Annotated in this window: 11 protein-coding genes and 1 riboswitch; of the genes, 3 read left to right on the top strand and 8 right to left on the bottom strand. The window is 72.5% G+C overall.

The window, feature by feature from the left end; all coding sequences use genetic code 11:
* Window positions 1–127: 127 nt before the first annotated feature.
* On the top strand, window positions 128–2,596 hold the full coding sequence (locus tag ABZT12_RS30150) for a helix-turn-helix domain-containing protein (RefSeq protein ID WP_356390351.1): 2,469 nt from the start codon (window positions 128–130) through the stop codon (window positions 2,594–2,596).
* Window positions 2,575–3,339 carry a PE-PPE domain-containing protein gene (locus tag ABZT12_RS30145; RefSeq protein WP_356390349.1) on the top strand — a complete coding sequence of 255 codons (765 nt, stop codon included), beginning with the start codon at window positions 2,575–2,577 and terminating at the stop codon, window positions 3,337–3,339. The genes ABZT12_RS30150 and ABZT12_RS30145 overlap by 22 nt, the downstream gene beginning before the upstream one ends.
* 381 nt (window positions 3,340–3,720) lie before the next feature.
* Here ABZT12_RS30145 and ABZT12_RS30140 read toward each other — a convergent pair whose 3' ends face one another.
* From ABZT12_RS30140 to ABZT12_RS30125, 4 genes are all read right to left on the bottom strand, one after another.
* Window positions 3,721–4,371, bottom strand: a complete 651-nt coding sequence (locus ABZT12_RS30140; RefSeq protein ID WP_356390347.1) for a thymidine kinase — start codon at window positions 4,369–4,371, stop codon at window positions 3,721–3,723.
* Between the two features lie 42 nt (window positions 4,372–4,413).
* Window positions 4,414–5,604: a nucleotide pyrophosphatase/phosphodiesterase family protein gene (locus tag ABZT12_RS30135; protein ID WP_356390345.1), complete on the bottom strand. Its 1,191-nt coding sequence runs from the start codon at window positions 5,602–5,604 to the stop codon at window positions 4,414–4,416.
* Window positions 5,604–6,191, bottom strand: coding sequence for a DUF5998 family protein (locus ABZT12_RS30130; protein WP_356390343.1), 588 nt, complete (start codon window positions 6,189–6,191; stop codon window positions 5,604–5,606). The genes ABZT12_RS30135 and ABZT12_RS30130 overlap by 1 nt, the downstream gene beginning before the upstream one ends.
* 66 nt (window positions 6,192–6,257) lie before the next feature.
* On the bottom strand, window positions 6,258–9,143 hold the full coding sequence (locus ABZT12_RS30125; protein ID WP_356390341.1) for a GNAT family N-acetyltransferase: 2,886 nt from the start codon (window positions 9,141–9,143) through the stop codon (window positions 6,258–6,260).
* Window positions 9,144–9,318: 175 nt separating this feature from the next.
* On the opposite strand from ABZT12_RS30125, the gene ABZT12_RS30120 reads away from it, so the two are divergent.
* Window positions 9,319–9,600, top strand: coding sequence for an HPr family phosphocarrier protein (locus ABZT12_RS30120; RefSeq protein ID WP_356390339.1), 282 nt, complete (start codon window positions 9,319–9,321; stop codon window positions 9,598–9,600).
* Between the two features lie 203 nt (window positions 9,601–9,803).
* Here ABZT12_RS30120 and ABZT12_RS30115 read toward each other — a convergent pair whose 3' ends face one another.
* The 4 genes from ABZT12_RS30115 to ABZT12_RS30100 form a co-directional block, all read right to left on the bottom strand.
* Window positions 9,804–10,499 carry a GntR family transcriptional regulator gene (locus ABZT12_RS30115; protein ID WP_356390337.1) on the bottom strand — a complete coding sequence of 232 codons (696 nt, stop codon included), beginning with the start codon at window positions 10,497–10,499 and terminating at the stop codon, window positions 9,804–9,806.
* 181 nt (window positions 10,500–10,680) lie between these two features.
* Complete coding sequence (locus ABZT12_RS30110; protein ID WP_356390335.1) at window positions 10,681–11,433, bottom strand: M23 family metallopeptidase; 753 nt, start codon at window positions 11,431–11,433, stop codon at window positions 10,681–10,683.
* A gap of 13 nt (window positions 11,434–11,446) precedes the next feature.
* Window positions 11,447–11,613: riboswitch (cyclic di-AMP (ydaO/yuaA leader) on the bottom strand.
* A gap of 190 nt (window positions 11,614–11,803) precedes the next feature.
* Window positions 11,804–13,192, bottom strand: coding sequence for a pitrilysin family protein (locus tag ABZT12_RS30105; protein WP_356390333.1), 1,389 nt, complete (start codon window positions 13,190–13,192; stop codon window positions 11,804–11,806).
* Window positions 13,189–14,544 carry a pitrilysin family protein gene (locus ABZT12_RS30100; RefSeq protein ID WP_356390435.1) on the bottom strand — a complete coding sequence of 452 codons (1,356 nt, stop codon included), beginning with the start codon at window positions 14,542–14,544 and terminating at the stop codon, window positions 13,189–13,191. Before ABZT12_RS30100 ends, ABZT12_RS30105 begins: the two co-directional genes overlap by 4 nt.
* Between the last annotated feature and the right edge of the window lie 9 nt (window positions 14,545–14,553).

Genomic DNA, 14,553 nt, shown 5'->3' with positions numbered 1-14,553 from the left:
TGTCGTCCAAGGTGGTCGGCGTGGGGGAACGTGGACAGGGCATGGAACCGGTCATATGTGACCGGTGTTCGCGCTACAGTCCTCCACCTGCGAGAAGGCGACAACTCAGGGGAGAGGGCCGTGACTCGTGGCCAGTGAGTTCGGCACGGTCCTGCGGCGGCAGCGCGTCCGGGCGGGGATGACCCAGCAGGAGCTGGAGGAGCGCTCCGGGGTGAGCGTGAGCACCATCCGGCGTCTGGAGACCGGCAAGGGCGACAATCCGCGCATCACCACGGTGCAGAAGTTGGCCGACGCACTGGCACTGGGGCCCGAGAGCCGCAGGGAGTTACTCGCCGCCGCCGTCCCCGGGGACCCGGACCGGGACGGCGACGACCCAGCCGGGGAACCGGGGCCCGAGGGGGACGGCTCCGAGCGGCCACCGGGGGAACAGCCGCCGTCGGCAGCGCACGGCGTCCTCGCCGACGCGGCCGAACTCCTCGGCAAGGCGGTCTCCGCCCGCCTGGGGCGCGAGGAGGAGCACCGGCAGATCCAGGATCCCTACCCGTTACCGGTGAGCTGGCGGCCGGCCGACGCGAAGCTCACCGACCACTGGGCCAACATCCGCCGCCTGCCACCGGGAGCCCCGAACGACCCCCTGGACCTGAGTGACCGGCTGGAGAGGATCGCGGCGACCTACCGCCGTATCCCCTCGGGGCGACTGGTGGTGCTCGGCAGGTCCGGTTCCGGGAAGACGATCCTGACGCTGCGCTTCGTCCTCGACCACCTCCTCTCGCGGACCCCCGCCGAGCCCGTGCCGGTGGTCTTCAGCATCGGTGCGTGGAACCCCACTGCCGTCACCCTGCGCGACTGGCTGACCGAACAGCTGGTACGCGACCACCCCGGTACGGCCGCCCGAGCCCCCGGCAGCGAGAGCCTGGCCGCCGCGCTGGTCGACTCCGGCCGCGTCCTGCCGGTACTGGACGGCTTCGACGAGATCGCGGACGGCCTGCGCCGCCCCGCGCTCGAAGCCCTCAACGCCACCACTCTCCCCCTCCTGCTGACCAGCCGCCCCGCCGAATACACGGCGGCGGTCCGCGAGACGGACGTCCTGACGTCCGCCGCCGCGATCGAACTCGTCGACCTCACCCTCGACGACCTGGCCCACTACCTGCCCCGCACCACCCGCAAGCCCGACCCCGCCAACCCCGACGGGGGCGCCTGGGACCCCGTGGTGACCGAACTGCGCGGACAGTCACCGAACGGGCCCGCGTCCCCGCTCGCCACGGTTCTGACGACCCCGCTGATGGTCGCGCTCGCCCGCACCATCTACAGCGACACCCCCGGCAACGAGCCCACCGACCTCCTCGACACCGAGGATTTCGGCGACCCGGAGAAGCTGGAGGACCACCTTCTCGACAACTTCGTCCCCACCGTCTACCGCGACCGCTACGAGAACGGTGCCCGCGACTGCGACCCCGACCTCGCCGCCCGATGGCTCGGCTACCTCGCCCACCACCTGACCCAGCTCAAGACCCCCGACCTCGCCTGGTGGCGGCTGGGCAGCGGAGTGCGCCGCTCCACCGGGACGCTCGTCACCACCCTCGTGACCGGACTGTCCATCGGCCTCGTCGACGGCGCCGTCAGCGGCGCCTACTACCGCAGCCTCACGGGCCCCCTGCTGGACGCGACGATCGTCGGGCTCCTCGCCGGCATCATGTTCGGGCTCGTGCACTGGCTCACGTACACGGTCACGGGCCAGCACGTCACACCGTCCGCCGTACGCCTGCGGATCCGCGGCGGGCCGAGATCCACCACGTGGGCGGCCGGGCCGCGACTGGTGATCGGGACGCTGGGCGGGGCGCTCTTCGGCTTCGCCTACGGCTTTCTGGTCGGCCTGGTGCGCGCGTACGCCGCGGGAGTCGGGCCCTCGGCCACGCTGCACAGCGGGCTCGTCGACGGGCTCGTGTACGGCCTGGTCTTCGCCGCCGGCGCCGGGCTCACCTTCTGCCTCCTCGGGCTCCTCGCCACCCCGCTGGACATCGTCTCCGCCGTCAGCCCACGCACCGTCCTCACCACCGACCGCCGCACCCTGGCGACCCAACTGCTCGTCTGGGCACCCACCTTCGGGGCCGTGGTCGGCTTCGGCGGCAGAGCAGTGGTCGCCCTCCTCCAGGGGCACCTGGGACACCTCTCCTGGCCCCTCGCGGACAGCCTCCTGCTCGGCACCATCAGCGGCCTCGGCGGCGCCCTCGGCTACGCCCTCACCCTGACCGCTTGGGGCCAGTGGTTCGTCCTCTCCCGCGTCTGGCTGCCGTTGACCGGACGGCTGCCCTGGGCCGTCGTCGCCTTCCTCGACGACGCCTACCGGCGCGGTGTCCTCCGCCGGGCCGGCGCCGTCTACCAGTTCCGCCACGCCCGTCTGCAGCAGCATCTCGCCAAGGCCCACCGGCCGGCGCTCCACCCCGGACCGAACGGCCCGTCAGGGACGGCGCCTCCGCCGGACCGGGCTTCACGCCGAATTCATCGCCTCTCCCTAACGTCCGACTCCGTCCCACCAACCGCCCACAAGCCAACGGACTCCGGGGGAACCCACCCATGCGGATCACCAGCCGACTGACGCGCCGTGCCAGGACCGTCGCCCTCATGGCGACGATGACGGTCGCCGCCGCCGTCGCACCCGCCACCGCCCACGCCGAGTCGCCCCAGCACTACTACATCGAGCTCGGCGGCACCGGCACCGCGATGCCCGCACCCGACTGCACCGGGACGTACTACTACGCCAACCAGCACCTGGAGGACGGCGCCTTCGCCGTCCCCGTCTGCTACCCGGCCAGCGCCGGCCTCTGGTTCAACGGCCAGAACCAGCCGGACCTCACCGCGCCGAGTTACGACAGCAGCGTCGCGCAGGGCTACCAGAACCTCCTGGCCGCCGTGGTGACGACCCATCGCGAGCACCCGGCCGCGCGCCTCACGATCGTCGGCTACTCCCAGGGCGCTCAGGCCGCCGACGCGGTGCTGGAGACGATCGCGAACGGTTCCACCGACATCCCGCGCGAGCTGGTCGACGGCAAGCTGTACGCCGACCCCAAGCAGCCCGGCACCGGCATGTGGGCCAAGGTCCCGAAGGGCTGGGGCGCCATCGGCTTCACCTCCACGGGCCCGGGTCCCGCCGCGTTCCAGAGCATCCCGGTCGCCCGCTTCTGCATCCGCACGGACCTGGCCTGCGACGCCACGACACCCGTGGCCGTGTACGACTTCTTCCTCACCGACACCCACCGGCGCTACGGGAACGACGGAGACGTCATGACCCGGACCATCGCCCAGGAGGGCCTCGACGGGATCTTCTGGTACGCGTCGTAACGCTCCGCCGGGCGGCGGCGCACCGCATCCGTCCGTCGGAGGGCGCGGGCGCCTGCGGCCCGGACAGCCCAGACAGCCCGAGGCAGGCGGCGCCCCGGGCGGGACGCGGGTCAGACCGGCTCGGCGAGATCCCGCGCGATCCTCTGTGTCCCGTGCCACGTATCCGCGCTCCTGAAGCACCGTGATGGTCTTCGCCTCCGCCGGCTTGGAGACCGACAGGCGCGGCCCGAGTTCCGCGGCGTTGTCCGCGCCGACGGCGATGGCCCGCATGGCGAAGTCATGGACGGGACCTACGTCCTCGTAGCCGCGGCGGGCCAGCTCGGTGGTCGCGAGTCCGGCGAACCGGGTGCCGAGACCCGCGCACCGTCGCCGAAGCCGACGTCAGGCCGAGCCGACCGGCAGCACGTCGGGGGACAACGCCGCCGCCCGCGCCGTGGCGCTCGTCATCCGCTTGCGGTGGTGGCGCCGGCACAGCACTTCGTACCCCACCTCCTCCGTCTGCCGGTCCACGTCCCCGACCACGACCTGCTCGCCCTCGACCACCATCTGCCCGCCCACCGTCCGCGCGTTGTGCGTCGCCCGGGCGCCGCACCAGCACATCGCCTCGACCTGTAGCGTCTCCAGCCGGTCGGCCAGCTCGATCAGTCGCTGGGAGCCGGGGAAGAGCCGGGTACGGAAGTCGGTGGTGATACCGAAGGCGAACACGTCCAGACCCAGATCGTCGACGATGTGGGCGAGTTGGTCGATCTGTTCCGGTGCGAGGAACTGCGCCTCGTCCACGATCACGTAGTCGACCTTGCCGCCCCGCGACAGCTGCTCCACCACATAGCCGTACAGGTCCCGGCCCGGGCCCGCCTCCACCGCGTCGGTCACCAAGCCCAGCCGCGAGGACAGCTTCCCCTCCCCCGCGCGGTCGTCCCGCGTGAAGATCACACCCTGGAGCCCTCTGGCCGACCGGTTGTGGCCGATCTGCAGCGCCAGGGTGCTCTTCCCGCAGTCCATCGTTCCGGAGAAGAACACCAGCTCGGGCATGGGGAGTTGCGCACCTTTCGGCGAGGAGGGATCAGTGGGGCGTCAGGAGCGTACTTCGAGCAGCGGGACCAGCTGCTCGGCCGGCACCATCGAACCGTGATTGCCGACCATCGCCGACTCCTTGGGCTCCCGCTCGGAGGCGATGATCAGCACGTCGTCACGCGCGGCCGCGACCACGTCGCCGATCCGCCCGTACACCCGCTCGTCGACCCGCGGCCCGAACCAGCCCGCCGCGATCGCCTCGTCCCGCGACGCCACCCAGAACTGCTCGCCGAGCACCTCGCGCCAGCAGGTCAGCACGTCGTCCGCCGCGCCGGCCACCGCGTACACGTGCCGGGCGCGGCCCTCGCCGCCCAGCAGGGCGACTCCGGCGCGCAGCTCCCAGTCCGCGTCGAAGTCGATGCGGTGCTCCTCGTCGAAGGGCACGTCGACCATGCCGTGGTCGGCGGTGACGTAGAGCGCGCTGCGGGGCGGGAGTTGACCGGCGAGGCGCTGGACGAGGCGGTCGACGTGCATGAGCTGGCCGCGCCAGGCGTCGGAGGCGACGCCGTAGCGGTGGCCGGCGCCGTCGAGTTCGGCGTAGTACGTGTAGACCAGGGAGCGGTCGCCGGCGGCGAGCTGCTCGGCCGCGAGGTCCATGCGCTCCTCGCCGCTCAGCCGTCCATGGAACGTTCCGCCACTGAGCGCGACCTTGGTCAGCGGAGTGTTCTGGAAGGTCGGCGACGACACCTGCGCGGAGTGCACCCCGGCGTCCTGGGCGAGCTGGAAGACGGTGGGGTACGGCTGCCAGGTCCCCGGCGCGGTCCACGGCTGCCAGCGCAGCTGGTTCATCAGTGCGCCGGTGGCCGGGTCGCGCACGGTGTAGCCGGGCAGTCCGTGCGCGCCGGGCGGCAGACCGGTGCCGAAGGAGGCGAGGGAGGTGGCGGTGGTCGCCGGGTAGCCGGCGGTGAGCGGGCGGCCCGTTCCGCCGCGCGAGCTGCCGAGGAGGGCGTGCAGGTACGGCGCCTCGTCGGGGTGGTTCCTGAGCTGTTCCCAGCCGAGACCGTCGACCAGGAAGACGCAGTTGCGGTCGGCGGCGGGCAGTTCCGGGATCCTCGCGGTCATGCCGGGTACGCCCATGCCCGCGGCCAGGGTGGGCAGCAGGTCGGCGAGGGAGCCGGAGCCGTACTGCGGGACGGGCGCGGAGTCGACGGAGAGGGGTTCGGGGTGGTCCCAGTCGGCGAGGTGGGACATCAGCGGGGGACGTCCGCGGTCGCCTCGGAGAGCGACTGTGCGAAGACGAGGGTCTGGCGCACGGTCTCCGGGCCGTCCCCGGCCTCGCTCACCCGCAGGCTGAGGTCGTCCGCGGTCGAACTGCCCGTGTAGCCGTGGTCCGCCTCGCAGTTGGGGTCGCCGCAGGCGGCCGGCTCCAGGTCGATACGGGCGACGGCGCCCCACCCGATGGTCAGCACGACCTCCCGGGGCAGCGTGCCCGGCGTGTACGACTCCGGGTTGGCGACCACCCGGCTGAGCACGACCGACGAGATCCGGCCGAGCTTCACGGACTCGGTGGACGTGGTGGCGTACGGCGTCGGGGAGGTGTCGTCGGCGGCCTGCTCGTCGGTGTGGCTGACGATGAAGCGGGTGCCGGTGAGGACCAGCACGGTCACATGCCGGCGCACCTCGTTCTGGTCGAACGTGGTCTCCTGGTGGACCAGGAACGACCGGATGGCGTCGCCGCCCACGGCGGCCTCCACCGCCTCGGCCACGAGGGCCGGGTAGTAGCCGCTGCGCTCGATCGCCGCACGCAGCCCCTGGGTCGTCGTACTGGTCTTGGCCATGACGTCCATCCTACGGTGGCGCACTGACTGCGGGGCACCGCCGCGGACGGTCCGCTCACCGGGATCTCAGTACCCGGGCAGAGTCCTGGGTCCGAGGTCGTCCCGGGCGGGCGGCGGGGCGAGCCGGACGGAGGCGCCGAGGACGCTGAGGCCGCGCGGGGCGACGACGACCGGCTCCAGGGTGACGGCGACGACCTCGGGGTGGTCGTCGACCAGCCGCGACAGGCGCAGCATCAGCTCCTCCAGGGCAGGCGTGTCGACGGGGGTGGACCCGCGCCAGCCGAAGAGGAGCGGTGCCGTCCGGATGGACCGGATCATCGAGGTGGCGTCCCGGTCGGTGACCGGCACCAGCCGGTGCGCGGTGTCGTCGAGCAACTGGGAGGCGGCCCCGGCCAGCCCGAACGACAGCACGGCCCCGGCCGCCGGGTCGATGACGGCCCGTACGACGGTGTCGACCCCGCGCGGCGCCATCCGCTGCACGACCGGCCGCAACTCCTCGGGTCCCCCGAAGAGTTCGGTCAACTCGGCGTACGCCCGCCGCAGTTGCTCCTCGTCCGCCAGGTCGAAGCGGACCCCGCCCAGGTCGGCGCGGTGGCGCAACTGCGGGGCGGTGGCCTTGAGGGCGACCGGGTAGCCCAGCGTGCCGGCGGCGGCGACGGCCTCGTCGGGGGTGGGCGCGGGCAGGGCGTGGTGCGCGTCGATGCCGTAGGTCGCGAGGAGCCGGCAGGTCTCGGCGCTGCCGAGGGTGAGCGCCTGGCCGTGCGCGAGCAGGCCGCCGATCAGTTCGGCGGCCCCCTTCTCGTCGATGTCCTCGTACCCGGGCACCCGCCCGGGGTCGGCGGCCTCGCGCCGCCACTGCGCGTACTTCACGGCTTCGGCGAGCGCGCGGGCAGCGCGCTCGGCGGCCGGGTAGGCGGGGATGAGCCGGGAGCAGGAGTCCCCGGGTGCCTCTTCCGGGCGGGCGGCGTCCGGCTGTCGCGTTCCCGGGGCCGGCGGTCGCTCCGCGGGGCGGCTGACGTCCGTGCGGGCCGGGAGCGCGGGTGACGGGGCGGCGGCCGTGGCGCCGGCCGCGTGCGAGCCGGCCTGGGGTGCCGTACTGGCCGCGGCGGACAACGCCTCGGCCAGTCCGCCGAGTTCGACGTGGACGACGAGCACCGGCTTCCCGGGCACCTCCGCCGCGGCGGACCGCAGCGCCTCGGCCAGTGCCGCGTCCCCCGCCGACCCCTTCCCCACCGCGGGTATCGCCGTCACGACGACCGCGTCGCACGAGTCGTCGGCGAGCGCCTCCGACAGCGCCCGCCGGAAGTCCGCCGCCGAGGCGGCCGTCGTCAGGTCCACCGGCGGCGCGGGGCTGAGCCCCTCGGAGAGACACGCGTCGTAGGTCAGCAGCCCCAGCGACTCGGAGTTGCCCACGATCGCCACCCGGGCTCCGCCAGGCAGCGGCTGCCGGGCCAACAGCAGCCCCGTGTCCACCAGTTCGGTGATCGTCTCCACCCGGATCACCCCGGCCTGCCGCAGCAGCGCCGACACCGTGGCGTACGGCAGCCGGGTCGCCTGGACGGCGTGCCCCAGGGGGGCCGATCCCGCGCTCTGCACCACGACGAGCGGTTTGGCGGCGGCCGTACGCCGGGCGAGCCGGGTGAACTTGCGCGGGTTGCCGATCGACTCCAGGTACATGAGGACGACGTCGGTGTCGGGATCCTCGTACCAGTACTGGAGCACGTCGTTTCCGGAGACGTCCGCCCGGTTGCCGGACGACACGAACGTGGAGACGCCCGTGACGCCGGTGACGCCTCCTCCGCGCCGGTGCAGGCGGGACAGCAGGGCGATGCCGATGGCCCCGGACTGGGCGAAGAGGCCGATGCGTCCGGGGCGCGGGGCCTCGGGGGCGAGGGAGGCGTTCAGCCGTACGTCGGGGGAGGTGTTGATGACCCCGAAGGCGTTCGGTCCGATGATGCGCATGCCGTACGTGCGTGCGTGCCGGACGAGTTCGCGCTGGCGCTCGCGTCCCTCGGGGCCGCTCTCGGCGTATCCGGCGGTGACGACGACGAGTCCCTGCACGCCGTGTTCGCCGCACTCGGTCACGACCTCGGGCACCTGCCCTACGGGGACGGCGACGACCGCCAGGTCGACGGGTGCCCCGATGTCCCGCACCGAGCGGTACGCGGGCACCCCGTCGACCTCCTTCTCCTCCTCGGGGAACGCCTTGTTCACGGCGTAGAGGCGGCCGGTGAAGCCGGCGTCCCGGATGTTGTTGAGAATGCCCCGGCCCACACCGCCGGGCGTACGGCCGGTGCCGACGACGGCGACCGAGCCGGGCGCCAGCAGTCGCCGCACGGACCGCGCCTCGGCCCGCTGCTCCCGCGCGCGCTGCACGGCGAGGGACCGGTCCGTGGGTTCGAGATCGAACTCCAGGCGTACGACGCCGTCCTCGAAGCTGCGCTTCTGGGTGTACCCGGCGTCCGTGAACACCTTGATCATCTTGTTGTTGGCGGGCAGCACCTCGGCGGCGAACCGGCGGATACCGCGCTCCCGGGCGACGGCCGCGATGTGTTCCAGGAGGGCGGAGGCGACTCCCCTGCCCTGGTGCGCGTCCTGGACCAGGAAGGCGACCTCGGCCTCGTCGGCGGGGGCGGAGGCCGCACGTCCGTCGGCGCTGATGCGGTCGTAGCGTACGGTGGCGATGAACTCGCCGCCGACCGTGGCCGCGAGTCCCACCCGGTCCACGAAGTCGTGGTGCGTGAAGCGGTGGACATCCTTGGCGGACAGACGAGGGTACGGGGCGAAGAAGCGGTAGTACTTCGACTCGTCGGAGACCTGCTCGTAGAAGCTGACCAGGCGCTCGGCGTCATCGACGGTGATGGGCCGTACGCGCGCGGTGCCGCCGTCGCGCAGCACCACGTCGGCTTCCCAGTGGGCGGGGTACTCGTGCCGGTCCGACGAGGGTTGCATGGCCCCCAGCGTACGGCTCGCGTCTGACAACGGCGCGAGGCAGTCTGGGGTGCGGACGTCGGACCGAGGCCGCGGTCCGAGGGCCGCTCCGGAGGGGACGGAGAGCCGCTCCGGGGACGCTTCACGTGTGGGAAACTGGTCTAGACAACCCTGAGACTCTGAAGGGCAGCATCACATGGCTGAGCGCCGCGTCAACGTCGGCTGGGCGGAGGGCCTCCACGCCCGCCCCGCCTCCATCTTCGTCCGGGCCGCCACGGCCGCAGGTGTCCCCGTGACGATCGCCAAGGCCGACGGCAACCCCGTCAACGCGGCCTCCATGCTCGCGGTCCTCGGGCTGGGCGCCCAGGGCGGCGAGGAGATCGTGCTCGCCTCCGGGGCGGAGGGCGCGGACGCCGCTCTCGACCGGCTGGCGAAGCTGGTCGCCGAGGGACTCGAAGAGCTTCCCGAAACCGTCTGAGCACCCACGGCATCCGTACGGCTGAGCCGCGCGGCCCTTTTACGGGCGGCGCGGCTCAGCCGTTTTTGTCGCCTTTCACACCGCCCGGAACAAAGGCCACGAATATGCGGAGCGCACGCGGGCGTGAAATTCCCGCGCACGGTAATACGGGCAGCGGAAATACGCCTCCGCCGATTATCTCTTCTTTGTATACGGTGCCCGTGTTAATGCCGGAGGCCGGACATGTTTACGGCATGTTGCGAAGCCCTCACACGGTCCGCGCGCTCGGCGGCGCCGGGAAAGCGCAGCCGGTGCGCGGAGCTCACGCGCTCGGTGTGCAGCGCCGTGATCGCGCGGGCCCGCTCGGCGTCACCTCGCGCCACGGCGTCCACGATGGCGCCGTGCTCCGCCCAGGACTCCACCGGGCTGACCGGCGCCTCCACCGCGTACATCCACGCGATCTTGTGCCGCAGCTGCGTCAGCACCGAGGTCAGGGACTGGCTGCCGGAGGCCTGGGCGAGCGTCTCGTGGAACCAGCCGCCCAAGGAGCGCAGATCCTCGCTGCTGCCCCTCCTGGCGCGCTCCTGGCCCAGCCTGACGAGGCCGCGCAACACCTTGAGGTGGGCCTCGGTACGGCGCTGGGCCGCCCTGGAGGCGCCGAGCGGCTCCAGCAGCATGCGCATCTCCAGCAGGTCGGCGGCCTCCTGGTCGGTCGGTTCGGCAACGCACGCGCCCGCGTGCCGCCGGGTCACCACGAAGCCCTCGGCCTCCAGCGTGCGCAGGGCCTCCCGGACGGGAACCCGCGAGACGCCGTAGCGGCGCGCGAGGAGTTCCTCGGTGAGCCGGCCGCCGCGCTCGTAGACACCGGCGACGATGTCGTCCCGGATCGCGGTGCATACCGAATGCGCCGGAATACGCATGACCGACCTCCGTCTTAATCCCCGTGAAACGTCGACGATTGACGTGTGTTCCGTGACTCTATTGCAGCGGGACGGAATTTCCGACGGGGGACCGGAATCCATGGATATTTTTTGGACAGCGGGGCTCCGGAAAGGCCGAAAGCCCCGGCCGGAGCGGCCGGGGCTTCGGGAAGGGCGCGGGTCAGACGGTGACGCCGTGCGAGCGGAGGTAGGCGACGGGGTCGATGTCCGAGCCGTACTCGGCGGTCGTCCGGGCCTCGAAGTGGAGGTGCGGGCCGGTCGCGTTGCCGGTCGCCCCGGAGAGGCCGATCTGCTGACCGGTGGTGACCCGCTGACCCACCGAGACGCCGATGGACGACAGGTGGCCGTACTGGGTGTAGGTGCCGTCGTTCATCCTGATGACGACGTTGTCGCCGTAGGCGCCGCCCCAGCCGGCCTCGACGACGGTGCCGTAGCCCACCGCGCGGACGCTGGTGCCGGTCGCGGCGTGGAAGTCGATGCCGGTGTGGGTGCCGGAGGACCACAGGGAACCGCCGGTCTCGTAGCCCGTGGAGACGTACGAGCCGGCGACCGGCGTGACGAAGGTGTTGAGTCGCTTGCGCTCGGCGGCGCGGGCGGCGCGCTCCTTGGCCGCGCGCTCCTCCTTGGCCTGCTCGGCGGCGCGGGCGCGGGCCTCCGCCTCGGCCTTCTTCTCCGCTGCGGCCTGCTGCTGGGCGGCGGCCTGGGCGTCGATCTTCTCGGCGAGGGAGTCGCCGATGGAGACGACCGGGGTGAGGGCGGTCTGCTCGACCGAGGACTCCGCGGCGAGGGCCGGGGCGGCCAGCGTGCCGACGACGCCGGTGGTGGCGAGGGCCGCGACGCCCATCGCCCGGGTGGTGGTGCGGTGCGTCCGGCTCGGACGGCGGTGCTTCCCGGTGGCGCGGGTGAACGCCATGTAGTGGCTGGTCCTTTCCTTCCTTCTCGCCTACCGGGTTAGCTGACGGGTTCGGAGCAGGAAGGTCTCCTACGGACCCCCTCGCGGCACGCGCGGGCGTCCGATTCACCCCAGGGACTGTTGACATGGGTCCCCGGCTCCCCTGGCTCGCGCCGTACGGGGACTCGGCGATGACTGTCCGGTGCCGCGGACGCGGCGCGGTGCCTGACGGACAGCCGGACAGACGCTAAGCGGGGCCACTTTCCATTCCCAAACGGATCACGCTTTTTGTAGCGCACGCCACAGGGCAGACAGGCGACTCCCCCTCAATTCGGACATCAGGGGACCCGGGTGACGCTTTCGTCGCCCGGGTCCCCCCGCGCGCGTGCCGCTACTCCGCGGAGACGACGGCGACTTCGCCGATACCGAGCGCCTCGACGGGCTCTTTGATGCTCGCCGCGTCGCCGACCAGGACCGTCACCAGCCGGTCCACCGGGAACGCGCTCACGACGGCGGCGGTGGCCTCCACGGTGCCGGTGGCGGCCAACTGCCGGTACAGCGTTGCCTGGTAGTCGTCCGGGAGGTGCTGCTCGACCTGGTCGGCCAGGGTGCTCGCCACGGCCGCGGCGGTCTCGTACTTGAGGGGCGCCACTCCGACGAGGTTCTGCACGGCGACATCGCGCTCGGTGTCGGTGAGCCCCTCCGCCGCCAGCTTGCGCAGCACGGTCCACAGGTCGGCCAGGGCGGGACCAGTGTTCGGGGTGTCCACGGAGCCGCTGATGGCGAGCATCGCGGCACCCGTGCCGTCGGGTGCCGAGCGCAGTACCTGGCCGAACGCCCGCACCCCGTAGGTGTATCCCTTCTCCTCCCGCAGGACACGGTCCAGACGGGAGGTCAGGGTGCCGCCCAGGCAGTACGTGCCGAGCACCTGGGCGGGCCAGAGGCGGTCGTGCCGGTCGGGTCCGATGCGGCCGATCAGCAACTGCGTCTGGACGGCGCCGGGACGGTCCACGATGACGACCCGGCCGCTGTCGTCCGCGGTCACCGGCGACACCGGCCGCGGCTCGGCCGAGGAGCCCGTCCAGGCACCCAGGGTGTCGGCGAGCAGCCCGTCCAGGTCGATGTCCGTGAGGTCGCCGACGACGACCACGGTGGCCGTCGCGGGCCGCACGTGCCGGTCGTAGAAGGCGCGTACAGAGGCCGAGTCGATCTTCTGGACGGTCTCCTCGGTGCCCTGGCGCGGGCGGGACATGCGCGCCGCCGCCGGGAACAGCTGCTTGGAGAGTTCCTTGGCGGCCCGGCGGGACGGGTTGGCCGTCTCGTGCGGGATCTCGTCCAGGCGGTTGCGGACCAGCCGCTCGATCTCGCTGTCGGCGAAGGCGGGCGCCCGGAGGGCGTCGGACAGCAGCCCCAGCCCCTTGGCCAGACGCGAGGCGGGCACCTCAAGGCTGAGGCGCAGCCCGGGGTGGTCGGCGTGCGCGTCGAGGGTGGCGCCGGAGCGCTCCAGTTCGGCCGCGAACTCCTCGGCGGAGTGCTTGTCCGTGCCCTCGGAGAAGGCCCGGGCGGTGATCGTGGCGACACCGTCCAGGCCGGCCGGCTCGGCGTCCAGGGGTGCGTCGAGGAGGACCTCCACGGCGACGACCTGCTGGCCGGGGCGGTGGCAGCGCAGCACGGTCAGGCCGTTGCCGAGCGTCCCCCGCTCCGGGGCCGGGAACGCCCACGGCCTGGCCTCGCCCGCCTGGGGCTGCGGGTGGAACTCCATCGCGGCGAGCTCGGTCACTTGGCCGCCTCCTCGTTCTCGTCGGTGGCGGCGGCTTCCGTCTCGCCGGCCCCGGGGGCGAGCGGCTCGTAGACGAGCACCGCGCGGTTGTCGGGACGCAGGCGCGCCTTGGCGACCTCCTGGACCTCCTCGACGGTCACGTCGAGGACCCGCTGTACGGCGGTCAGGGCGAGCTGTGGGTCGCCGAACAGGACGGCGTAGCGGCACAGTTCGTCCGCGCGGCCGGCGACCGTGCCCAGCCGGTCCAGCCACTCGCGCTCCAACTGGGCCTGCGCGCGCTCCATTTCCTCGGCCGTGGGGCCCTCCTCGGCGAACCGGGCGAGTTCCTCGTCGATGGCCGTCTCGATGACGGGCACCTCGACGTCACCGGACGTCTTGACGTCCAGCCACCCCAGGGAGGGCGCCCCGGCCAGTCGCAGCAGGCCGAAGCCGGCCGCAACCGCCGTACGGTCGCGCCGTACCAGTCGGTTGTAGAGGCGGGAGGACTCGCCGCCGCCGAGGATGGTCAGCGCCAGGTCGGTCGCGTCGGACGCGCGCGTGCCGTCCTGCGGCAGCCGGTAGGCGCACATCAGGGCGCGGGCCGGTACCTCCTCCACGACGACCTCGCGCAGCTCCTCGCCCATCGTGTCGGGGAGCGCGCCGTCCCGGGGGGCGGGCTTGCCGTCGTGCCCGGGGATGGAGCCGAAGTACTTCTCCACCCAGGCGAGGGTCTGCTCGGGGTCGATGTCGCCGACCACGGACAGGACGGCGTTGTTCGGCGCGTAGTAGGTCCGGAAGAACGCCCGCGCGTCCTCCAGGGTGGCAGCGTCCAGGTCCGCCATCGAGCCGATCGGCGTGTGGTGGTAGGGGTGCCCCTCCGGGTAGGCGAGGGCGGTCAGCTTCTCGAACGCCGTGCCGTAGGGCACGTTGTCGTAGCGCTGGCGGCGCTCGTTCTTGACCACGTCCCGCTGGTTCTCCATGGACTCCTCGTCCAGGGCGGTGAGCAGGGAGCCCATGCGGTCGGCCTCCAGCCAGAGGGCGAGCTCCAACTGGTGGGTGGGCATGGTCTCGAAGTAGTTGGTCCGCTCGAAACTGGTGGTGCCGTTGAGCGAACCGCCCGCGCCCTGCACGAGCTCGAAGTGACCGTTGCCCTTCACCTGCCCGGAGCCCTGGAACATCAGGTGCTCGAAGAGGTGCGCCAGACCGGTGCGCCCCTTGACCTCGTGGCGGGAGCCGACGTCGTACCAGAGGCACACCGCCGCGACCGGGGTGAGGTGGTCCTCGGAGAGCACCACGCGCAGGCCGTTGGCCAGGCGGTGCTCGGTCGCTGTCAGGCCGCCGGAGTCTGCTTCGGCGGTGGCCGTGTGACCCATGGGCATGTA

It is taken from the genome of Streptomyces sp. NPDC005423 (genome assembly GCF_040606415.1).
Lineage (GTDB): Bacteria > Actinomycetota > Actinomycetes > Streptomycetales > Streptomycetaceae > Streptomyces.
This window is presented reverse-complemented; position numbering and strand designations above follow the sequence as displayed.